We start from the raw sequence: 21,039 nt of genomic DNA on the forward strand, positions 1-21,039 counted from the left end.
GGTGGCGGGCGGTCAACTCGCCGGCTCCGCGGCGGCCTCGCGGCCGGCCCGCTCACCGGCGGCCTCCGGCTCGGGGCGGCGGTAGAGGACGCCCACCACCACGGCGGTGACGGCCAGGACGATCGCGGCGGACAGCAGCGCGGTGTGCAGGCCGTCCGCGAACGCCGCCTGCGCCTGCCGCATGACCTGCGGACCCGCGTGCGCCGCCATGGCCAGGGACGTCCTGGCGTGCTCGGCGACCGGTCCGGGCAGGCCGGCGGTGTCCAGGTTCGAGCGGTAGCCGGACTGCAGGACGCTGCCGAGGACCGCGATGCCGAGGGCGCCGCCGAGCTCGCGGGCCAGGTCGTTCATCGCCGACCCGACGCCCTGCTTCTCGGCCGGGAGCGCGTCGGTGATGGACGCGGTGGCGGGCGTCATCGCGAGGCCCATCCCGGCGCCGAGCGGGACGAGGCCGCCCAGCATCACCCAGTAGCTGCTGCCCGTGTCGAGCAGCGACAGCACCAGCAGCCCGACGCTGACCAGGATGAGGCCGGCGACGATGACGCGGCGCGGCCCGACCTTCGCGGCGGCGCGGGGCGCGATGCCGCGGGCGGACGGCATCATCGAGGCGGCCATCGGCAGCAGGCACGTGGCGGCGAGCAGCGGGCCGTGGTCCTTCACGAGCTGCAGGTACTGCAGGACGATGAAGACGAAGCCGAAGAAGGCGAAGAACTGGACGGTGATCGACAGGGTGCCGGCGGCGAAGGCGCGGTGCCGGAACAGCCGGGGGTCGAGCAGCGGGTTCCGGCGGGTCAGCTCCCAGCCGACGAACCCGGCGAGGACCACGACGGCGGCGCCGAGGCCGACCAGCGTGCGGGCGCTCGTCCAGCCCTCGGTGGGCGCCTCGATGATGGAGTAGACGCCGGCGCCGAGGCCCACGACGGTGATCAGCGCGCCGGTGAGGTCGAGCCTCGGCGCGTCGGCGTCCGCGGACTCGGGGACGACCGCGAGGGTCGCGGCGAAGGCGATCACCGCGAGCACGATGTTCAGCAGGAACACCGACCGCCACGACCACTGCTCCAGCAGGCCGCCGGAGACCAGCAGCCCGAAGATCGCGCTGGCGCCGGCGACCCCGGCCCAGGCGCCGACCGCGCGGGTCCGCTGCCGGGGCGGGAACGTCGAGGTGATCGTGGACAGTGTCGCGGGCATCACCAGCGCCGCGCCGACGCCGAGGACGCCGCGCATCGCGATGAGCCAGCCGGGGTCGCCGGCGAACATCGCGGCGGCCGACCCGGCGCCGAAGATCACGAGCCCGGCGGCGAGGGCGCGGCGCCGCCCGTAGCGGTCGCCGATCGCGCCGCCGAGGAGCAGCAGCGCCGCGAACACCAGCGCGTACGCGTCGATGATCCAGGACAGCTGGGTCTGGGTGGCGCGGGTGTCGCGGGCGATGGACGGGATGGCGGTGTTGAGGGACGCGACCGCCGACACGACGGTGGCGAGGGCGAGCATGACGGCCGGCAGCACGGCCTTGTGGACCTGCCCTCCGGGCGCCGTTCCGGTGGTGGCCATCGCAGCCTCCTGGTTGCGGGATCTCTTCGCTGTGACACTTCGAACCTGGCCCCCGCGCCCACTACATTTCAACCATGATGAATAAATCCGGGAGCCCGCCCCCGGCGGCGGCCACCGCGACGGAGTCCGCGGCGGCGGCCGGGCGGGGCTCGCGCGGCCGGAGGCGCGGCAGCCCCGACACCCGGGCGCAGATCCTCGCGGTGGCCCGCAGCCGGTTCCTCGCCGACGGGTACGCCAAGGTCACCCTGCGCTCGATCGCCGCCGAGGCGGACGTCGACGCCGCCCTGATCAGCTACTTCTTCGGCTCCAAGAAGGGCCTGTTCGGCGCGGTCCTCGGGCTGCTGGCCAACCCGCCGGACGTGCTGGCCTCCGTGCTCCCCGGCGACCCCGCCACGCTGCCCGAACGCGTCCTGCGCGCGATGCTCGCCACCTGGGACGACCCCGAGCGCGGCCGGCAGCTGATCTTCATGGTGCGGGCCGCGACGCAGGACGCCGAGCTCATCCGGCTGCTGCGCGACGTCATCGGCCGCGAGATGATCGACCGGATCGCCGAGCACGTCGGCGGCCCCGGGGCGAGCCACCGCGCCGCCGCGTTCGGCGCCCAGCTCGCCGGGGTGATCTTCAGCCGGTACATCCTGGCCGTGGAACCGCTCGCCTCGATGACGGCCGATGAATTAGTCGAGGCCCTCGCACCGGGCATGCGCGCCGTCCTGTACCGGCGGCCGCGCCCCCCATCCCGTCGCACTATGTGAAAAACCGGTCGCGCAATTTGCGGAACGGCGCGGTGCGCGACCGGGTGGTCGGCCTACCCTTGATGGGTCTGCCGGCGCCCCGGCAGGCATGGGGAACGCCGGTACGAAGACGCAGCAGCCTGGGGCCGCCGTGAGCGAATCCTTCACCCATTGCGTTCTGCCGTACGACCGGGTCGACGACCTCCTCGACGGCGCCCTGCCGTTCCTGCGGGACGGCGCGGCGGCCGGCGACCGCGTCCTGGCCGTCTGCGGGATCGCTCGCGAGATGCTGCTGCGCGACGCGCTCGGCCCCGCCGCCGCGTCCGTCGAGTTCGTCGAGCCGGGGACCTGGTACTCCCACCCCGCGCGGACCCTCGCCGACTGCCTGAGCGACGCCGACGACGTCGCCTGGCACGGCCGGCGGCTGCGCGTCCTCGGCGAGCCCGTCGTGTGGGCGGCGCGCCCGCCGCTCGAGGTCCTGGAATGGCAGCGCGTCGAGGCCATGGTGAACATCGCCTTCCGCGGCACCGGCGCCGCCATCATGTGCCCCTACTCCTCGTCGCTGCCCGCCGGCGTGGTCGCGGCCGGGCACCGCACCCACCCCGAGACGGTGCGCGGCGCCACGTCCATGGCCAACCCCCTCTACATGGACCCGTGGGCCTACAGCGCGAAGTGCGACGGCGAGCCCCTGCCCCCGCCGCCCGCCGACGCCGACGAGCTCGAGGTCGTCCGGCCCGACCTGTTCTGGCTGCGCGCCTACGTCACCGAGTACGCGCACCGCACCCCGCTGCCCGACGAGGACCTGCAGCGCCTGCTGGTCGCCGTCACCGAGGTCGTCACCAACGCGCTCCACCACGGCGCGCCCCCGATCGTCCTGCGGATGTGGACCGAGGCGGCCGGCGCCGACCCGGCCATCGTCTGCGAGGTCACCGACGCGGGCACCTGGGACCCCGGCTCCGGCTACGGGCTCGTCCCGCCCCGCACGTCCGGCACCGCGACCGGCGGCCGGTTCGGGCTGTGGGCGGTGCGGCTGCTCTGCTCGATCGTCCAGATCCGCACCGGACCCGGCGGGAGCACGGTGCGCCTGCGGCTGCGCCTGCCCGCCGTGCCCGCCATGCCCCCGGTGGTGAACGGAGTGTGAGGAACTCGATGCATTGGGCTTCCAGGGACCTCCATGAGGCGTACGCTGAACGCATCCGAACCGACCTCGATGGGCAGGCCATGGAGACACCCTGGTTCGCCAAGCGACCCGTCAAAGACATCCGGCCCGGCGACCACAGCTGGCTGGCCTACAGCGGCCAGGAAGAGCGCGACAGGGTCATCGGCCACTTCGTCCGCGAGGGTCTCGAGACCAACGAGAAGGTCGTCTACGTGACCGACGCACCGCCCGAGCGGCTGCCCGGCATCGGCCCGCGGCACCGCGTGGACGTGCACTCCTACGGCAGGACGGGCCAGCTCCGGGTGCTCTCCCGGCGGGACGCCTGCCTCGACCGGCGCGGCGTGTTCCAGCCCGGCCTGATGCTGGAGACGATCGGCCGGGAGGTGGACGCGGCGTTCGGCCAGGGCTTCCGCGCCGTCCGGCTGACCACCGACTACAGCTGGCTGCTCAGCGAGCCGGGCCGCTCCGACATCGGCGAGATGCTGGGCTGCGAGCACGGGGTCGGCGACGCCGTCTCGCCGAGCACGATGGCGATGGCGATCTGCCAGATCGACCGGCACGCGTGCCCGCCCGACGAGCTCGTCGCCCTGCGCGACACGCACGAGGTGCTCGTGGAAGTGAACCCCGAGTTCGACGACGGGATCCTGAAGATCGTCCGCACGTTCGAGCCGAACGGGCTGCGCGTCGAGGGCGAACTGGACGCCGCCCGGCACCAGGTGTTCGCCGAGCAACTCGCGCAGGTGTGCATGACACGCCGCCGCGTCCACCTCGACTTCACCGACCTCGGCTTCATCGACCTCGGCGGCCTGAACCTGCTGGCGCAGCAGGCCACGGTGCTGCCGGCCGACGAGGCGCTCGTCCTCGACCACCTGCCGCCCGATGTGGAGAACGTCATCGAGATGGTCGGCTGGCATAGGCTGCCCGGTCTCGAGCGCGGCCGCGAACGCGCGTTCACGGAGACGGAAGGCATCGCCTGATGAGCTTGGAGCACAGGGCGTTCGTGTACGACGGCACGGACCACTTCCTGTCGGTGACCGAGCCGTTCCTGCGATCCGGGCTGGAGGCGGGGCAGGCCGTCGTCGCGGTCGCCCAGGAGCCCAACCTGTCGGCGCTGCGCGACCTGTTCGGCGAGGGCGCCGAGATCGAGTGGGTCGACGCGGCCGTCTTCTACCTGCACCCCGTCCGCACCCTGCGCGACTACCAGGGCCTGGTGAACAAGTTCGCCCCGCGCACCGTGTGCGCGCTGGCCGAACCCGTCTGGCGGGACTGGGACGAGCGGCAGACCCTGGAGTGGATCCGCTACGAGTCGCTGATCAACGAGGTGTTCAAGGACTCCGGGGCGCGCGCGCTGTGCCCCTACGACCGCGAGGCGCTGCCGCCCCGGATCCTGGAGGAGGCGCGGCGCACCCACCCGATGGTGGTGACCGACGGTCCCGCGCTTCCCACCGGTGCCTACGTCGACCCGGTGACGTTCGGCGCCGCCTGCGACCGCGGCCGCCGCTTCGTCCGCCCCTCCGACGCCGAGTACTTCCCCGTCGAGGGCGACGACCTGCACGCGCTGCGCTCGTTCGTCGCCGAGCGGGCGCTGCTGCACGGCCTCGCCAAGCGGCCCGCGCAGAACCTCGTCACCGCGGTGAACGAGGTCGCGGCGAACGCGCTGCAGCACGGCCTGCCCCCGGTCGGGATGTGGATCTGGCGGGACGGCCCGGAACTGCTCTGCGAGGTCGGCGACAACGGGCTGTGGCGCCCCGCGCCGACCCCGCTCACCGGCTTCATCCCGCCCGACACGGCGCTGCAGCGCGGCTTCGGGCTGTGGACGGTCCGGCTCCTCGTCGACCTGATGGAGCTGCGGGCCGGCTGGGACGGCACGTTCGTCCGGCTGCACATCAGGTAGCCGGCGTGGAGCCGCTGAAGATCGTCCGCACGGACGAGCCCGCCGGCCTCGCGCTGATCGGCGAGCTGGACTCCGCCCGGCACGCGATGCTCGTCCGGGCGCTGGAGTCGGCGCTGGCGGACCTGCCGCCCGACCGCGAGTTCCACCTCGACCTCGGCGAGCTCGACTTCATCGACCTCGGCGGGATCGCCCTGCTCGGCGACGCCGCGTGGAGCCGCGTGTGCGGGGCGCCCGTGGTGCTCGACCGGACGCCGCCGCAGATGCGCGCCGTCCTGGAGACCGTCGGCTGGGGCACGCTCCCCGGCCTGTGCTTCGGCGACGCCGGTTAGCCCCGCCCCCGCCCCCGCCGACGCGGCGCGGCGCGGCGCGGCGGCGGGTTCACGGTGTGCGGCTGGGGCCCGCCGCCGGACGCTTCGACGTCGGTTCGAGCGGCGTCGACGACGGGGACGGCGAGGTGAGTCCGGACGTCGGCGGCACCGCCCGCCTGGTGTGCGTGGCGGTCGGGTGGGGCGACGCGCCGGGGCGTCCCCGCGGCGGCACGCCCGGCTCCGGGATCCGCGTCGGCAACGCCGACGGCCGCGCCGACGGCGTCGCGGTGGGCTCCCGCGGCCCCGGGACGGACGGGGAGGCGGGCGGCGCCATCGGCTGCGGCTTCGCAGGCCCGCCGCCGCCCGGCCACAGGAACAGCGCGATCGTCACCAGCACCGCCGCGGTCACCGCCGCCGCCAGGGCCGGGAACGCCCACCGCCAGCGGGTGCGCCGCTCCGGCGCCGCCGCCCGGCCCGCGTCCTGGAACCGGCGGACCGTCCCGGGGTCCGCGGTGATGTGGTCGGCGGCCGCACGGTAGTGGTCGCGCAGCAGGGCTTCGAGCTCGTCGTTCACGCCCGGCCCTCCTTCATGTGCTCCCGCAGCGCCGCCATGGCCCGCGCGGTGTGGCTCTTCACCGTTCCCCGGGAGATCCCGAGCGTCTCGGCGATCTCCTGCTCCCCGAGGTCGCACCAGTAGCGCAGCACGACCACCGCGCGCTGCTTGGCGGGCAGCGCGCGGAGCACCTCGTCCAGCTCTCCCCCGGCGACCCCCGCGGCCGGGGGCGCCCCGGCGAGGCGCTCCACGTCCGCCACCGACCCGACCGGAGTGTCCCGGCGGCGCGCCCGCCGCTTGTTCTCGTCGATGGCGAGGTTCACCAGCACCCGGCGGGCGTACGCCTCCGGGTTGCCGCCCGACACCCGCTTCCACCTGCGCGCGACCCGCTCGTAGGCGGTCTGCAGCAGGTCCTCGGCGAGGTGCCGGTCGTAGACGAGGAACACGGCGGTGCGCAGCAGCCGGCCCGCGGTGGCGGTCACGAACTCGTCGAACGTGATCTCCGCCCCGCGGATCTCCTGGGCGCTCATGGTGGACAGGCGGCTACCTCCGGGGCGCCGAGGGCCGGGGCGACGGCGTCATCGCCCGCCCGGGAGGCGCCGGCCGGCTCGTCGGGGACATCGACGGGGCCGGCGCCGGCGCCGCCGTCCGGGTCGGGCGCGGGGCGCCCGGCCGGACGGCGCAGTCCGTGGGAGTCGGATGCGGGTGCGCCTTCGTGGGGACCGGATGCGGGCGGGCCTTCGTGGGGGTCGGATGCGGGCGCGCCTTCGTCGGCGACGGCACCGGCCGCGGCGACGTCCGCGGCGGGAGGTCGCGCGGGCTCGCAGACGCGACCGGGCGCGGCTCCTTCGGCCTCGCGTCCTTCGGCGGGACCGGCTCCGGGGTGCGGGTGGACGGCCGCGGCGACGCGCACGGCCGTGCGGGCGCCTTCGGCGGCACCGGCGCGGGCGTCGCGGTGTGCGCCAGCGCGTTCCGCTCCGCCACCTGCCTGACCTGCGGAGACGACCCGGAGTCGGCCGCCGCCCAGATCCCGGCGGCGAGCGCGCCCGCGCCCACCACGCCGGCCAGCGCGAGCATCGGCCCGCGGCGGATGCGACTCTTGTCGATCATGTTGCTCCTCGGGGGGACGGTGTCCGTACACCCTTGAGAACCCCCGCCGGGGGCCGGCGGGTTGTCATGGAGCCCGACGAATTCTCCGCGAATTCCGCCGCGAACCGCACCGCGCGCGGCGCGGCGCGGGGTCACGGCAGTCCCGTGTACACGGACGCCACGTACTTGGACGCGTCGGCGCCGCGGCGCGGACGGAAGTCGAAGGCCGACCCGTCGGCGAAGTCGATGCGGACGAACCACTCGGGGACGTTGCCGCGCCCCAGGGCTACGGCGCGCAGCCCGCGCACGGCCGCATAGGGGACCTGCCAGCACGTCGTCAGCGGCGCGTCGGAAGCGGGCGCGGCCCCGTGTTCGCCGCCGGGCGTGCGGTCGCCGCCGGACGCCCGATCGCCGCCGGGCGTGCGGTCGCCGAGGAGCGCGCGGGCGCGTCCCCGCAGTCCGCCGCCGGACGGTTCGGCGGGCCGCGCGAACCTGGACTCGACGGCCACCGCGAGACGCCGGCCGGTCAGCAGCAGCCACGCCTCGTCGCCGTATCCGGCCATGTGCCCGGCCACCGCGGCCGCCGCCGCGCCCGCGTCCGCCGCGTGCGCCCATCCCCAGATGACCGGGTCGTCGGCCCATTCGTCGTTCCAGATCCGTGCGCCGCCCACCCGCGCGGGCGGTCCGCGCCCCCCGGGGGCGGGGGGCGCCCCCCCGGGGCGCCCGGCGGGGGGGGGCGCGGCCGCCCCGCCCCCGCCCGCGCCCCCCGCGCGCCCCCCCCCCCCGTTCCGGGGGCCGGCGCCCCTTGCGTCGGCCCACACCCGCCCGCGCCCGCGGGGCGGGGCCGGCCGCGCCCAGCCGGGGTCGGGGACCGGCCCGCCGGCGCCCGAGGCCGGCGGGTACGGCGCGACGATCCGGCCCCCGACGGCCCCGCCGATGTGCCCGGCCGCGCGGTCGCCCATCGCGAGGCGCTCGCCGGGAGCGCACCAGTGCGCGCGGGCCATCTCGTACAGCTTCTGCTCGTTGCGCGGCATGCGGTCGCTTTCGTCCGGCGGTCGCTCTCGTCAGGGGACGCCCACGTCAGGGGGTCTGCTCTGTCAAGGGGTCTGCGCGGTCATGCGGGCGAGGCGTCCGGCCTCCTCGTCGTCGAGCGCCACGACGTCGAAGCCGGACCCGTCGCGCAGCGCGACCCGCAGCACCGGGACCTTGCGCGGATGGTAGCCGGGCGGGAGCTTGCGCCGGTCGAGGCCGATCCCGGCGATCCGCGCCGCGGGGATCTCCGCCACCGCCGCGACGCCCGCCAGCGGGACCGGCTCGCCCGGCGGGTAGGGGTGGTCGCGTCCGAGCGACCGGCCGATCTCCGCCGCCCCGGCCGCGATCCTGCGCGCCCTGGACAACAGCCCGCCGCCCGCCTCGCGCTCGGCGGCGGCGCGGGCCTCCGCGGCGGGGCCCGGGACGATGTCGACGACACCGATCCTGTACGGGGTGAGCACCCACGCGCGCGGCCCGGACGGGACGGGCAGGACCGCCCGCCCGGCCAGGGTGCCGGGGTCCGCGCCGTGGACCACCAGGACCGGGTGCGTCATCGTCTGCCCCAGGTCACGGTCCACGAAGTCGACGCCGCGCCCCACCACGTCCATGACGGCGCGCGCGCCCTTCTTCGGCAGGCCGCGCCAGTCCAGCCCGCCCATGTCGAACCGGACGCCGGTGGGATGGCACGGGACGCACAGCAGGACGGGCTCGTCCGGCCGGCACCAGTGGCGCCGCAGCGCCAGCGTCCCGCCGAGCTCGTCCACGGCCCGTCCTAGGAGTGGCCGGCGGCGGCGAGCGCGTCGGGCAGCAGCCGGGCCAGCGCCCGGAACGCCTTGCCCCGGTGGCTGATCGCGTCCTTCTCCTCCGGCGCCATCTCCGCGGTGGTGCGGGTCTCGCCGTCCGGCAGGAAGATCGGGTCGTAGCCGAAGCCGCCGGTGCCGCGCGGCGCCCGCAGGAGGGTCCCGCGCATCCGGCCCTCGACGGTGTGCTCGACCGCGCCGCGGGTGCCGTTCGCCGGGACGACGAGTGCGGCCGCGCACACGAACGCGGCGCCGCGCAGGCCGTCGGCGACGTCGCCGAGCTGGTCGAGGACGAGCCGCAGGTTCGCGGTGTCCTTGTCGCCGGCGGCGTCGCCGAACCGCCCCGACCAGCGGGCCGACAGCACACCCGGCATGCCGTTCAGCGCGTCCACGCACAGCCCGGAGTCGTCGGCGACGGCGGGCAGGCCGGTGTGCGCGGCGATCGCGCGGGCCTTCAGCAGCGCGTTGCCCTCGAAGGTCTGCTCGGTCTCGGGGACGTCGGGGGCGTCCGGGAACGCGGCGAGGCCCACCACATCGATGCCGTCGAGGATCCGCTCCAGTTCGGCGATCTTGCCCGCGTTGCGGGTCGCCAGCACGATCCGCGTCACCGTGCGAGCGCCTCGTTCTGCAGCCGGGTCAGCTCGGCGCAGCCGCCGGCGGCGAGGTCGAGCAGCGCGTCCAGCTCGGCGCGGTCGAACGGGGCGCCCTCGGCGGTGCCCTGCACCTCGACGAACTTCCCGTCGCCGGTGCACACCACGTTCATGTCGGTGCCGGCGGCCGAGTCCTCCTCGTAGCACAGGTCGAGCCGGGCCTCCCCCGCGACGACGCCGACGCTGACCGCCGAGACCGAGGTGACCAGCGGGTTCCCGCGCAGCAGCTTGCGCTCGCGCATCCAGGACACCGCGTCGGCGAGCGCGACGTACGCGCCGGTGATCGCGGCGGTGCGGGTGCCGCCGTCGGCCTGCAGCACGTCGCAGTCGAGCTGGACGGTGTTCTCGCCGAGCGCCTTGAAGTCCAGGCAGGCCCGGACGGACCGGCCGATCAGCCGGGAGATCTCGTGGGTGCGGCCGCCGACCCGGCCCTTGATGGACTCGCGGTCGTTGCGGGTGTTGGTGGCGCGCGGCAGCATCGCGTACTCGGCGGTGACCCAGCCGAGCCCGGACTCGCGCCGCCAGCGCGGCACCGAGTCCTGCACCGACGCCGCGCACAGCACCCGGGTGCGGCCGAACTCGACGAGCACGGACCCCTCCGCGTGGTCGAGCCATCCGCGCTGGATGCGGACGGGGCGGAGCTGGTCGGGTGCGCGATCATCGGGGCGTGCCATGCGCACCACCCTAGTGCCCGCCGGAGGCGGTCACAGCTCGTAGGAGGCGCCCACCCGGGCGAGCTCGATGTCGCCTCCGTACCCGCTCGTCTTGGCCTCCTTCAGGGAGGTGTCCTGGTCGTTCCACGGCACCAGATGGGTGAGGACGAGGCGGCCGACGTCGGCGCGGGCGGCGTGCTCGCCCGCCTCCCGCGCGGTCAGGTGCAGCTCCGACGGCAGGTCCGGGCCCTCCAGGAACGACGCCTCGCACAGGAACAGGTCGGCGCCGCGCGCCAGGTCCACGAGCGTGTCGGACACGCCGGTGTCGCCGGAGTAGACCAGGGCCCGCCCGTCGTGCTCGATGCGGAACGCGTACGCCTCCACCGGATGCGGCATCAGCGCGGTCGTCACCCGGAACGGGCCGATCTCGTACGGGCCCCGGCGCAGCACGTGGAAGTCGAACGTCTCGCACATCCCGGGCTCGGGCTCCAGGTCGTACGCCTTCGCCATCCGCACCGCGGTCCCCTCGGGGCCGTGCACGGGCAGCCGCGGTTGCGGGCCGTCCGGATGGTACGTGCGGGCCACCCAGAAACCGCACAGGTCGAGGCAGTGGTCGGCGTGCAGGTGGGAGATGCACACCGCGTCGATCTCCTGCAACGAGCGGAAGCGCTGCAGGGACCCGAGCGCGCCGTTGCCGAGATCGAGCACCAGCGCGAAGCCGTCCGCCTCGATCAGGTAGCTGGACGCGGGGCTGTCCGGCCCCGGGAAACTGCCGGAGCAGCCGATCACTGTGACCCGCACGCTCACTCCTCCTCTTGTGTCCCCGAGGAATCAGGTGGTCAGAGCCTTGTTCAGGACGGATTCCGACGCGGTCTCCACCACGTCGATCTCCGGCCCGAGGAAGCGCCGGCCGAGCTCGGCGAACACGCCGGGGTCACCGGTCGCGCGGAACCGGTGCCGTGGCCGGGGCGTCCCCTCGTCGCGGGCCAGCCCCTGGTCGTGCAGCACTCGATACACGTCCTTGGCGGTCTCGTCGGCGCTTGACACCAGTGTGACCCCGTCGCCGACGACATACGAGATGACGCCGGTCAGCAGTGGGTAATGCGTGCAGCCGAGGATGAGGGTGTCGCAGCCCGCGTCCACGATCGGCCGCAGGTACTCGCGCGCCGCGTCCAGCAGTTCCGGCCCCATCGTCACGCCCGCCTCGACGAACTCGACGAAGCGCGGGCACGCCGCGCTCACCAACTCGATGTGGGGGGCGGCGGCGAACGCGTCGTCGTAGGCGCGGCTGGTGACGGTGGCGTTCGTGGCGATCAGCCCGACCCGCCCGTTGGACGTGGCGCGGGCCGCGCGCCGGGTCGCCGGGTTGATCACCTCGACGACCGGGACGTCGTAGCGCTCGCGGGCGTCGCGCAGCATCGCCGAGCTGGCGCTGTTGCAGGCGATCACCAGCATCTTCACGCCCTCGTCGACGAGCTGGTCGAGCATCTCCAGGGCGAACGCGCGGACCTCGGCGATGGGGCGCGGCCCGTACGGCTGGCGGGCCGAGTCGCCGAGGTAGACGATCGGCTCGTTCGGCAGCTGGTCGAGGATGGCGCGGGCCACGGTGAGGCCCCCGAACCCGCTGTCGAAGATCCCGATCGGACGGTCCGACCGGCCACCGGAAGAGAGGTCCATCGCGTCGAGGTCGCCGGTCGCTGACATGGTCCTACAGGCTAGGCGACTTACCCCCGCCGAGGTGCGTCATGCGTTGGACATCACACCGTCATCCGCCGGAAAAGACACCAGTTCACGGGACGCGCGCGTGATCCCGTCGCCCGGTGCGCGAAACGCCGGTGAACCGCGTCACGCCGGCGGAGCGCCTCATCGGGTAGGGCGGGTGACCGCCTGACGCGCTACTTCTTGACGCCGATGCCGACCCGGGCGATCTGCCGGCTCTGCGCGACGAGGCGTCCGGTGGAGTCCCAGACCTCGACCTCCTCGTCGAACCAGCCGTCCGACAGCAGCCGGCCGGTGCCGTGCACGGCGAGCCAGCCGGGCGCCGGGACGGCCCGCATGTGCCAGGTGAGCTCGACGGTCGGCGCCCAGCCCTTGGAGCCGAGGTTCAGCGCGACGGGCGGCAGCGCGTCGACGGTCAGCGCGAGCGTGAACGCGTCGGGGCCGTGGCCGTCGCGGAGCCGGAACCAGGCGCGGATCTCGGGGCGGCCGCTCGGCGTGCCGTCCAGCCAGCCCATCGTGGAACGGTCGAAGCGCATGTCGACCTGCCCGGCGAAGCCCTCGGTGCCCTCGGCCGGCAGCATGCTGGTGCACTCCTCCAGCGGAGGGACGGGGACGGCGGGCGCGGGGCCGGCGAACGCGGGCTCGGCGGCGGCGCCGAGCGTGCCGGTGGTGACCAGCGCCTCCACCACGGGGCGCCCGTCCTGGACCAGGCTGACCAGCGAGGTCGCGGCGGTGCGGCCGGCCTTGCGGGTGTCGACGACGAGCTCGGCGCGGCCGGGCTTGGCGGGCCGCAGGAACGTCGTCGCGGTGGAGATGGGGTGCTCGTGCGGGGAGGCGTCGACGGCGGCCCGGTCGAGGACCGCCATCAGGTAGCCGCCGTTCAGCGCCTCGGCGAAGCCGAAGTCGCCGTCCAGGTCGACCTCGTACCGGCCGTCACCGACCCGCTTGACCGCGGTGGCCGCCTCGAACCCGCTCATCAGTTCTCCCGGTCCGGCCGGCGGGCGTCCACCCGGCCGGCACGGTTCTAGAATCACGTTCGAGTATGAACTGTACCGTGCCGGCCGGGAACGGCGCCGTGGCCGGGATCACGCCGGAATGTCCGGACTCGGGAGCGGGCCCGCCCGGTGTCGATCACGATGTCGGTCCGGGTGTCGGGCGGGGTGCCGGGCGCGGCGTCAGGCCCAGAGCTGGCCTTCGAGGCGCGCCTCGGCCTCCTCCAGAGTGCCGCCGTACGCGCCCGTGGACAGGTACTTCCAGCCGCCGTCGGCGACGATGAACACGATGTCGGCGCGCTCGCCCGCCTTCACCGCCTTGCTCGCCATGCCGATCGCGGCGTGCAGCGCGCCGCCGGTGGAGATCCCGGCGAAGATGCCCTCCTGCTCCAGCAGCTCGCGGGTGCGGCGCAGCGCGTCCCGCGACCCGACCGAGAAGCGGGTCGTCAGGACCGAGTCGTCGTACAGCTCGGGGATGAAGCCCTCGTCGATGTTGCGCAGCCCGTACACCAGCTCGCCGTACCGCGGCTCCGCCGCGACGATCCTGACGCCGGGCACCTGCTCGCGCAGGTACCGGCCGACGCCCATCAGCGTGCCGGTGGTGCCGAGGCCCGCGACGAAGTGCGTCACCGAGGGCAGGTCCGCGAGGATCTCCGGACCCGTCGTCTCGTAGTGCGCCAGCGCGTTGGCCTCGTTCCCGTACTGGTACAGCATCACCCAGTCGGGGTTCTCGGCCGCCAGGCCCTTCGCCACCCGGACGGCCTCGTTCGACCCGCCCGCGGCGGGCGACGGGATGATCTCCGCGCCCCACATCTCCAGCAGCTGGCGGCGCTCCGCCGAGGTGTTCTCGGGCATCACGCACACCATCCGGTAGCCGCGCAGCTTGGCCACCATGGCGAGGGAGATGCCGGTGTTCCCGGACGTCGGCTCCAGGATCGTGCAGCCCGGCGTCAGCACCCCGTCCTTCTCCGCCTTCTCGATCATGTAGAAGGCGGGACGGTCCTTCACCGACCCGGTCGGGTTGCGGTCCTCGAGCTTGGCCCAGAGCCGGACGTCCTCGCTCGGCGACAGCCGCGGCAGCCCGACCAGCGGGGTGCCGCCGAGCGAGTCCAGCAGCGAGTCGAATCGCATGTGCGCTCGTCCAGTCCGGCTCAGCCGCCCGCGACGGCCGGCAGGATCGTCACGCCGTCGCCGTCGGCGACCTCCGTCTCCAGGCCGCCGAGGAAGCGGACGTCCTCGTCGTTGAGGTAGACGTTGACGAACTTGCGCAGACCCTTGTCGTCCACCAGCCGGGCACGCAGCCCCGGGTGGCGGGAGTCCAGGTCGGTGAACAGCTCGTCGAGCGTGCCGCCCTTGCCCTCGACGGCCTTGGCGCCGTCGGTGAGGTTGCGCAGGATCGTCGGGATCCGGACCTCGATCGCCATCGCGATGATCTCCTTTGGTCGTACGGGGCTCCCCGCCCTCAGCGTCACAACCGGGCGGGCAGCGGGGGAATTCCGGGCTGGATCAGCGCGTCGGCGAACAGTCGTAGACGACCTCGGCGCGCGAATGCCCGAACAGGAAGCTCTGTACGGGTGGCACCGCGAGGGCCGGGACACGGCGCCGCGCGCCCGTCACATCCCCGCTCGTCCACATGTCGACCAGTTTACCGGCCGCGTTCCGGCCGCTCCCCGCCGCCATCCGGCTCCGCACCCCCGCGATCGGCCGGGACGATCAGGCGTCGTAGGCGTCGACGATCCGGACCTCTTCCTCGGTCACCTCGCCGTCCACGATCCGGTACGACCGGAACTCCTCGGTGCTCTCGTCGCGGGTGGACACGAGCACGTAGTGCGCGTTCGGCTCGGACGCGTAGGAGATGTCGGTGCGGGACGGGTACGCCTCGGTCGCGGTGTGCGAGTGGTAGATCACCACCGGCTCCTCGTCCCGGTCGTCCATCTCGCGCCACAGCTTCAGCTGCTCCTGGGAGTCGAACCGGTAGAACGTCGGGGACCGCTCGGCGTTGGTCATCGCGACGTACCGGACGGGCCGGTCCGACCCGATCGGGCCGGCGATGATGCCGCACGCCTCGTCCGGATGGTCGGCGCGCGCATGCGCGACGATCTTCTCGACCAGGGCACGCTCGATCGTCAGCATGCCCGAAGGCTACCGTCCCCGCCCGCGCGCACCCCACCCGCGGCCCGGCCTCGACCGGGTCTCGCCGCGGGCGGGTCTCAGTCACGGTCGAGCCGGATGTGCATCCGGATGCGGGTGCCGCCGGGGCCGGACCTGATCTGCACGATGTGGCAGAGCCGGCGCACCGCCCACATCGCGCCGTCCACGCCCTGCCCGGCCTGCCCGCCCGGCGCACCCGGCGCACCCGGCACGGCGGACGGGGGCGGGCCGGGCGGCGGCGGGGCGTAGCCGAGGAAGCGGTCGGCGAGGGCGCGGCCCGGGTCGGCCACCTCGCAGACAAGCTCGCCCGCCCGTCCCCACAGCCGCGCCGAGCCGTGCCCGCCGCCGGCCTGGATGATCATGGTGGCGACCTCGTTCACCGCCAGCACGAACGGGAGCGTCCGGCCCTCCGGCAGCCCGAGCCGGGCGGCCTCGGCCGCGAGGAAAGCGCGCAGCGACGGCAGCCCACCCGCACCGAATGCCCGGTGCGCGGCGGAGGCGGGCGGCGGCGGGAGCGCGTCCGCGTTGCACTCGGCGTAGTACTGGGCCGGGTCGGTGTACTCGGGGCTGGGCCGCGGGCCGTCCGGGCCGGCCAGCTCCGGGTGCGTGCGGGCCATCGCGGCCAGCACCCCGGGCGGCAGCGCCACCGCGTCGTACGCGCACATGATCATGGTGGGGGTGCCGGCGAACACCACGTTCAGCAGCGACTCGTGCCGCTGCCACTCGCGCGTCTCCAGCGGCGACAGCCCGTCCCAGACCGGCTCGGCGAGCAGCCGCAGCCGCCCGCGCGGCCACCAGTCGGCGCGCATCCGGTCGTGGTAGCCGGCCAGCGCCCGCATCGGCCCGCCGAACCAGTCGGCGGAGTCGATGAACTCGATCCCGGCGGCGGCCTCCGGGCCGAGCCGCTCCCGCAGCGACACCCGGACCGGCTCGGAGGCGATCACCACCACCGCGTCGCCGGCCGTCCACCCGGCCTCCAGGTACGGGACGGCGGTCAGCGCCAGCTCGAGCGGCCACCCGTACGGGACGGCCCGGTGCACCAGCACGTTCCGGCCGCCGGACGGCCGCCGGGCGTCCGCCGCGGCGTTCCCGGCCCGCGGCGCACCCGCATGACGAGCGATCACCGGACCCCCTCGTGGACGACCCCGGGCGCGCCCGCCCAGCCGGACGCCCGCATCATCATCTCCACGCAGCCCGGCGCCGACCGCAGGACGACCAGCCGGTCGGGCACGATGCTCCACTCGTTCACGCCGACCAGCGCGCGCAGCCCGGCCAGGTCGCAGAACTCCACCCCGGCCAGGTCCAGGCACACGTGCGCGGCGCGGCCGTCCAGCCCGCGCAGCGCCGCCAGCAGCCCCGGCAGCGTCGACTCGTCGATCGAGCCGGACAGGCGCAGGCCGGGCGGCGCGAACAGCGGGTCGATTCTCAGCACGCCGTCGTCGAAGACCGCGTCGGCGCCCGCCCGCCCGCCGTGGCACGCCTCCAGCGCGCCGAGCCCGCCGGGCGCGAACCAGCTCGCGTCGAACTGGCACAGCGCCATCGCGTCCCCGGCCTCGGCGACGGCCCGGCCCACGGCGTCCTCGAACGCCGCGAACCCGGCGGTGCCGGGCCAGCCGCGCGAGGCGGGCGACGCCTCGACGCTCACCCGGACCCCCGCGCGCCGGTCCGGGCCGCGGGCCGCCGCGATCACCTCGCCGGCCGGGCGGCCCGCGGCCTCGGGCACGGCCAGCCGGCCGTCGTTGACGGCGGCGAGCAGGTCGGGGGCGTCCGCCGCGAACAGCGCCCGCAGCCGGTCCCGCACGGCCCGCGCGGGCTCGCCGTCCGCCAGATGGACCAGCGCGTGCCCGGCCGCCATCCCGGCGCGCAGGTAGGCGGACAGGACGGCGTGCCGTTCCGCGCCGCTGCCGTAGGCGAGGAAGAAGTGGTCGCCCCACCGCATCGAGCCGACCGCCGCGCCGTGCCCGCGGGCCTTGCCCCGCCCCGCCATGCCCTCGCCGCCTGTCATGCCGCGTCCGCCGCCCTGTCGTGCCCGCCTGCCCCGCGGTGCCCGCCCGCCATGCGCGACAATCCCTCCGCTCAGCCGGTCCGTTCCTCGATCGACACTCCTGACCGCGCGAGCAGGCCCGACTCGCGCAACCGGCCCGCCAGGGCGGGGCCGGCGCCGCGCAGCAGCAGGCCGCGGCCGGTGGCGGAGCCCGGCCGGTCCGCGTCGGCCAGCAGCCGCAGCCCGGCCTCGTCGCAGCCGGTCAGGCCGTGCAGGTCCAGGCAGAGCAGCCCCGCCGTGGACGCGACCGATGCCAGCACCTTCTCCGCCGCCGGGACGTTCGCGGCGTCCAGCGCCCCGGTCAGCGCCGCGCCGGGCGGCGTGAACGTCGGCGAGATGCGCAGCGCGCCGTCGTCGTAGTGGTCGTTCGCCCGCACCCGGCCCATGTGGCCGGCCTCCAGCTCCGCCAGCCGCACCTCGTCGAACCAGCGGCGGTCGAACTGGCAGATCGCCATCGCCTTCAGGTCGGTGGTCATGAACACCTGGTCGAGCATGCGCTCGAAGTCGCCGTGCCGCTCGGTCCCGGGCCAGCGGCGCAGCGAGAACCGCGCCTCGCCGGCGATCCGGACCCCCGCGTAGCCCTGCACGAGCGCCAGGTCGATCTCGGTGGCCATCAGCTCCAGGCTCTCGTCCGGGTCGAACCGGCCGCTGGCCAGGAACGTCTCCTCGGCGGTGCGGACGGCGAAGTGCCCGGCGTCCGCCGCGGCGGCGAAGTCGAAGCCGGTGTCGTCCTGGACCGGGCGGACCGTGTCGGGCCCGCCGTCCCGGCCGCCGAGCCAGGCGGCGACGTCCCGCGCGGGGACGGCGTCGGAGATGTAGATCACCTTCTGGCCCGCGCGCACCCCGTCGCGGACGTAGGCGGCCATGACGGACCGCCGTTCGGCGTCGCTGTCGAAGAAGAGGCACAGGTGGTCGCCCAGCTCCATCGAGCCGACGGGCTTGCTGTGCGCGTCCGTTGCCGGCATCGCGGCCTCCGGTTGGCGTAAGGCCCGCCTTCCGCGGCGGGACTGGCGGCGTCCCCTCACGCTCCAGTGGACACCACTCAGGGCGTCCGCGTCCCGACAATCGGTGATGTCGGTGATGGCCGGGTACGGACGGAAACGTCCCACCGCGTCGCACGGGCGGCGGCGCCCCGCCCGCGGGTCACCAGAGGGCGCGGACGAGCCCTTCCTGCAGCATCGTCAGCCAGTCGTAGGCGGCGAACATCGGCGCCCGCGGATCGCGCGGGTCGAGCTGCTCGGCCTCCTCGTACCACTCCTCGCTGATGTCCAGCCGGGTGCCGAGCGCCAGCCGCACGTCGTTCAGCGCGCGCAGCCAGATCTGCGCCCGCTCCTGGTCGAGGACGATGTCGGAGCCCGGGTCCTTCAGCGCGTCCAGCACCGTCCGGGCCGCCTCGCGCTTGCCGTCCCGCAGCCCCATCTCGGTGTAGCGGCGGAACTCCCCCGCCGCCTCGCCGTCCTCGCGGTAGGCGTCGGGGAACAGCCGCGCCAGCACCGGGTCGTCCGGCTTGACGGCGTTCTCGGCGATGCCCATGGAGGCCAGCTCGCCGTCCTCGCCCGGGGCGTCCCCGAGCAGCGAGACCATCTGCTCCATCAGGGCCCGCACCAGCGCCGCCTCCTCCGGCTCCAGCCGTACGACGACGCCCTTGCGGGTCTTCTTCACGTTGCTCATCGGATCGCTCCGCCCAGAAAGGCTTCGGTGCGGGTCGTCACTGCTCCCCGGAGGGGGACGGCCTCGGACGGCGAGGGCGACGGCCCCCGCGCCCACCGGCCGGCCTCGCCGGTGATCAGTCGTCCCGCTTGACGGTGGCCCACAGCCCGTAGGAGTGCAGGATCTCCACGTCCCGCTCCATCTCCTCGCGGGTGCCCTTGGCCACGACGGCGCGCCCCTTGTGGTGGACGTCCAGCATCAGCTTCTCGGCCTTGCTCTTGGGGTAGCCGAAAACGGTCTGGAACACGTACGTGACGTACGACATCAGGTTGATCGGGTCGTTCCAGACGATCGCCAGCCAAGGCCGGTCGGCGCGCACGTCCTCCTCGGCGTCGGGCCGCTCCAGCTCGACGGGTGCGGGCGCCGTGCTCATGAGCCCGCCCCGCTCGCCCTGCTCGTGACGCTCATCGGCCGCGTCTCCCCCTCTCCCCGCGTTGTCGGTCCGCCCACGGCACCCGATGCTATGCGCCCCGCGCCGTCCGGTGCGATCTTCACCGTCCCCGACGCGATCTCCGCCGGGGCGCCGGGCGGCGCCCGCGGGGCCGCGGTGTGATCTCCGCCGGGCGCGGTGGCCCGCCCCTCCATGGTGCCCGCACCTGCCCTTAGGGTTCCACCTGTGGACGTTGATGACGGAACCGCCCTGCTCACCGACCAGTACGAGCTGACGATGCTGCAGGCCGCGCTGCGCAGCGGCACGGCCGGCCGGCGCGCGGTCTTCGAGGTGTTCGCGCGCAGCCTGCCCGCGGGCCGCCGGTACGGCGTGGTCGCGGGGATCGGGCGGCTGCTGGACGCGATCGAGGCGTTCCGGTTCGACGGCGCCGAACTGGAGTTCCTCACCGCCAAGGGGATCGTGGACGAGCCCACGGCGCAGTGGCTGGAGAAGTACCGCTTCTCCGGGAACGTCTGGGGTTACGCCGAGGGCGACTGCTACTTCCCGGAATCGCCGATCCTGGTGGTCGAGGGGACGTTCGCCGAGGCCGTCCTGCTGGAGACCATCGTCCTGTCGATCCTCAACCACGACTGCGCGATCGCCTCGGCCGCGTCCCGGATGGTGCAGGCCGCGCAGGACCGGCCGATCATCGAGATGGGGTCGCGCCGCACCCACGAGCGCGCGGCCGTCGCCGCCGCCCGCGCCGCCTACATCGCCGGGTTCACCACCACGTCGAACCTGGAGGCGGGCCGCCTCTACGGCGTCCCCACCGCCGGGACGAGCGCGCACTCGTTCACCCTGCTGCACGACAGCGAGCGGCACGCGTTCGAGGCGCAGCTCGCGTCGCTGGGCGACGGGACGACGCTGCTCGTCGACACCTACGACGTCGAACGGGCCGTCCGGACGGCCGTGGAGCTCGCCGGGCCGTCCCTCGGCGCCGTCCGCATCGACAGCGGCGACCTCGGCGTGGTGGCCCGCCGCGTCCGCGAGCAGCTCGACTCGCTGGGCGCGCACGGCACGCGCATCGTGGTCACCGGCGACCTCGACGAGTACGGCATCGCCGCGCTCGCCGCCGCGCCCGTCGACGGGTACGGCGTGGGGACGTCCCTGGTGACGGGGTCCGGCGCCCCGACCGCCTCGCTCGTCTACAAGCTCGTCGCCCGCGCCGACTCCGGCGACGAGGACGCGGCGATGCGGCCGGTCGCGAAGCGCTCCACCGGCAAGCCCAGCCGCGGCGGCCGCAAGAGCGCCGTGCGGTGCATCGACGCGCACGGCACCGCGTACGCCGAGACGGTGTCGGTCGGCGAGCCGACGCCGGGGCCGCGCGACCGCGTCCTGCACGTCCCGCTCGTCCGCGACGGCGAGATCGTCGGGCGGGAGACGCTGCGGGACGCCCGGGAACGGCACGTCCGGTCCGTCGCGGAGCTCCCCGCGACCGCGCTCCAGCTGTCCAAGGGCGAGCCCGCCGTGCCCACCGAGTTCGTCGACGGCGGCCCGCGCCGCTGACCGGCCCGGAAGGGCACGGCCTCCGCTGGGGTAGCGTCGACGGCGGGGAGACACAGGCAGAGGAGCGGTC

General features: G+C 74.8%; 25 protein-coding genes. 7 read left to right on the forward strand and 18 right to left on the reverse strand.

What is annotated here, in order from left to right:
* Positions 1-12: 12 nt before the first annotated feature.
* Complete coding sequence (locus tag ABZ914_RS18140; RefSeq protein ID WP_500194149.1) at positions 13-1,548, reverse strand: MFS transporter; 1,536 nt, start codon at positions 1,546-1,548, stop codon at positions 13-15.
* A 74-nt stretch (positions 1,549-1,622) separates the two neighbouring features.
* Here ABZ914_RS18140 and ABZ914_RS18145 point away from each other — a divergent pair, with 74 nt between their 5' ends.
* The 5 genes from ABZ914_RS18145 (at position 1,623) to ABZ914_RS18165 (ending at position 5,661) form a co-directional block, all read left to right on the forward strand.
* On the forward strand, positions 1,623-2,300 hold the full coding sequence (locus ABZ914_RS18145; RefSeq protein WP_500194151.1) for a TetR/AcrR family transcriptional regulator: 678 nt from the start codon (positions 1,623-1,625) through the stop codon (positions 2,298-2,300).
* Between the two features lie 130 nt (positions 2,301-2,430).
* Complete coding sequence (locus tag ABZ914_RS18150; protein ID WP_500194153.1) at positions 2,431-3,420, forward strand: anti-sigma factor RsbA family regulatory protein; 990 nt, start codon at positions 2,431-2,433, stop codon at positions 3,418-3,420.
* Between the two features lie 80 nt (positions 3,421-3,500).
* On the forward strand, positions 3,501-4,415 hold the full coding sequence (locus ABZ914_RS18155; protein WP_500194155.1) for an MEDS domain-containing protein: 915 nt from the start codon (positions 3,501-3,503) through the stop codon (positions 4,413-4,415).
* Positions 4,415-5,332 carry a sensor histidine kinase gene (locus tag ABZ914_RS18160; protein WP_190868397.1) on the forward strand — a complete coding sequence of 306 codons (918 nt, stop codon included), beginning with the start codon at positions 4,415-4,417 and terminating at the stop codon, positions 5,330-5,332. Before ABZ914_RS18155 ends, ABZ914_RS18160 begins: the two co-directional genes overlap by 1 nt.
* A gap of 5 nt (positions 5,333-5,337) precedes the next feature.
* Positions 5,338-5,661 (forward strand): STAS domain-containing protein, encoded by a 324-nt coding sequence (locus tag ABZ914_RS18165; protein WP_500194157.1) that lies wholly within the window; start codon positions 5,338-5,340, stop codon positions 5,659-5,661.
* A gap of 49 nt (positions 5,662-5,710) precedes the next feature.
* On the opposite strand, the gene ABZ914_RS18170 is transcribed toward ABZ914_RS18165, so the two are convergent.
* Together ABZ914_RS18170 and ABZ914_RS18175 are read right to left on the reverse strand one after the other, a co-directional pair.
* On the reverse strand, positions 5,711-6,214 hold the full coding sequence (locus ABZ914_RS18170; protein WP_500194159.1) for a hypothetical protein: 504 nt from the start codon (positions 6,212-6,214) through the stop codon (positions 5,711-5,713).
* Complete coding sequence (locus tag ABZ914_RS18175; protein ID WP_190868400.1) at positions 6,211-6,723, reverse strand: SigE family RNA polymerase sigma factor; 513 nt, start codon at positions 6,721-6,723, stop codon at positions 6,211-6,213. Before ABZ914_RS18175 ends, ABZ914_RS18170 begins: the two co-directional genes overlap by 4 nt.
* Positions 6,724-6,908: 185 nt before the next feature.
* Between ABZ914_RS18175 and ABZ914_RS18180 the strand changes: the two genes are divergently transcribed.
* Complete coding sequence (locus tag ABZ914_RS18180) at positions 6,909-7,340, forward strand: hypothetical protein (protein WP_500194161.1); 432 nt, start codon at positions 6,909-6,911, stop codon at positions 7,338-7,340.
* 94 nt (positions 7,341-7,434) lie between these two features.
* Here the strand turns inward: ABZ914_RS18180 and ABZ914_RS18185 are convergent, their stop codons facing one another.
* The 15 genes from ABZ914_RS18185 to clpS all read right to left on the reverse strand — a co-directional run bounded on the left by ABZ914_RS18185 (position 7,435) and on the right by clpS (position 19,406).
* Complete coding sequence (locus ABZ914_RS18185; RefSeq protein WP_500194163.1) at positions 7,435-7,953, reverse strand: hypothetical protein; 519 nt, start codon at positions 7,951-7,953, stop codon at positions 7,435-7,437.
* Between the two features lie 426 nt (positions 7,954-8,379).
* Complete coding sequence (locus tag ABZ914_RS18190) at positions 8,380-9,078, reverse strand: hypothetical protein (RefSeq protein ID WP_500194164.1); 699 nt, start codon at positions 9,076-9,078, stop codon at positions 8,380-8,382.
* 8 nt (positions 9,079-9,086) lie between these two features.
* Entirely contained in the window at positions 9,087-9,722 is a 636-nt protein-coding gene (gene rdgB, locus ABZ914_RS18195) for an RdgB/HAM1 family non-canonical purine NTP pyrophosphatase (protein WP_500194166.1), read from the reverse strand.
* Positions 9,719-10,438: a ribonuclease PH gene (gene rph, locus ABZ914_RS18200; RefSeq protein ID WP_500194168.1), complete on the reverse strand. Its 720-nt coding sequence runs from the start codon at positions 10,436-10,438 to the stop codon at positions 9,719-9,721. Before rph ends, rdgB begins: the two co-directional genes overlap by 4 nt.
* Before the next feature lie 30 nt (positions 10,439-10,468).
* Complete coding sequence (locus ABZ914_RS18205; RefSeq protein ID WP_500194170.1) at positions 10,469-11,218, reverse strand: MBL fold metallo-hydrolase; 750 nt, start codon at positions 11,216-11,218, stop codon at positions 10,469-10,471.
* A 30-nt stretch (positions 11,219-11,248) separates the two neighbouring features.
* Positions 11,249-12,121, reverse strand: a complete 873-nt coding sequence (gene murI, locus ABZ914_RS18210; protein WP_241756563.1) for a glutamate racemase — start codon at positions 12,119-12,121, stop codon at positions 11,249-11,251.
* A gap of 191 nt (positions 12,122-12,312) precedes the next feature.
* Positions 12,313-13,113: a thioesterase family protein gene (locus ABZ914_RS18215; protein WP_500194172.1), complete on the reverse strand. Its 801-nt coding sequence runs from the start codon at positions 13,111-13,113 to the stop codon at positions 12,313-12,315.
* A 198-nt stretch (positions 13,114-13,311) separates the two neighbouring features.
* The gene (locus tag ABZ914_RS18220) at positions 13,312-14,259 is read right to left on the reverse strand and encodes a PLP-dependent cysteine synthase family protein (protein WP_190868407.1); all 948 of its coding nucleotides are present in this window, start codon (positions 14,257-14,259) and stop codon (positions 13,312-13,314) included.
* A gap of 20 nt (positions 14,260-14,279) precedes the next feature.
* Positions 14,280-14,552, reverse strand: coding sequence for a MoaD/ThiS family protein (locus tag ABZ914_RS18225; protein ID WP_500194174.1), 273 nt, complete (start codon positions 14,550-14,552; stop codon positions 14,280-14,282).
* A 289-nt stretch (positions 14,553-14,841) separates the two neighbouring features.
* Positions 14,842-15,261, reverse strand: a complete 420-nt coding sequence (locus tag ABZ914_RS18230; protein ID WP_190868409.1) for a M67 family metallopeptidase — start codon at positions 15,259-15,261, stop codon at positions 14,842-14,844.
* Between the two features lie 77 nt (positions 15,262-15,338).
* The gene (locus ABZ914_RS18235) at positions 15,339-16,403 is read right to left on the reverse strand and encodes an anti-sigma factor RsbA family regulatory protein (protein ID WP_500194176.1); all 1,065 of its coding nucleotides are present in this window, start codon (positions 16,401-16,403) and stop codon (positions 15,339-15,341) included.
* Positions 16,400-17,284 (reverse strand): MEDS domain-containing protein, encoded by an 885-nt coding sequence (locus ABZ914_RS18240; protein ID WP_500194178.1) that lies wholly within the window; start codon positions 17,282-17,284, stop codon positions 16,400-16,402. The genes ABZ914_RS18235 and ABZ914_RS18240 overlap by 4 nt, the downstream gene beginning before the upstream one ends.
* 71 nt (positions 17,285-17,355) lie before the next feature.
* Positions 17,356-18,288, reverse strand: a complete 933-nt coding sequence (locus ABZ914_RS18245; RefSeq protein ID WP_500194180.1) for an MEDS domain-containing protein — start codon at positions 18,286-18,288, stop codon at positions 17,356-17,358.
* A gap of 178 nt (positions 18,289-18,466) precedes the next feature.
* The gene (locus ABZ914_RS18250; RefSeq protein WP_500194182.1) at positions 18,467-18,994 is read right to left on the reverse strand and encodes a DUF2017 domain-containing protein; all 528 of its coding nucleotides are present in this window, start codon (positions 18,992-18,994) and stop codon (positions 18,467-18,469) included.
* A gap of 115 nt (positions 18,995-19,109) precedes the next feature.
* Positions 19,110-19,406: an ATP-dependent Clp protease adapter ClpS gene (gene clpS / locus ABZ914_RS18255; protein WP_151546078.1), complete on the reverse strand. Its 297-nt coding sequence runs from the start codon at positions 19,404-19,406 to the stop codon at positions 19,110-19,112.
* A gap of 294 nt (positions 19,407-19,700) precedes the next feature.
* Here clpS and ABZ914_RS18260 point away from each other — a divergent pair, with 294 nt between their 5' ends.
* The gene (locus ABZ914_RS18260) at positions 19,701-20,969 is read left to right on the forward strand and encodes a nicotinate phosphoribosyltransferase (protein ID WP_500194192.1); all 1,269 of its coding nucleotides are present in this window, start codon (positions 19,701-19,703) and stop codon (positions 20,967-20,969) included.
* The last annotated feature ends 70 nt before the right edge of the window (positions 20,970-21,039 follow it).

Origin of the sequence: Spirillospora sp. NPDC046719 (genome assembly GCF_040645715.1) — a bacterium.
Classification (GTDB): Bacteria; Actinomycetota; Actinomycetes; order Streptosporangiales; family Streptosporangiaceae; genus Spirillospora.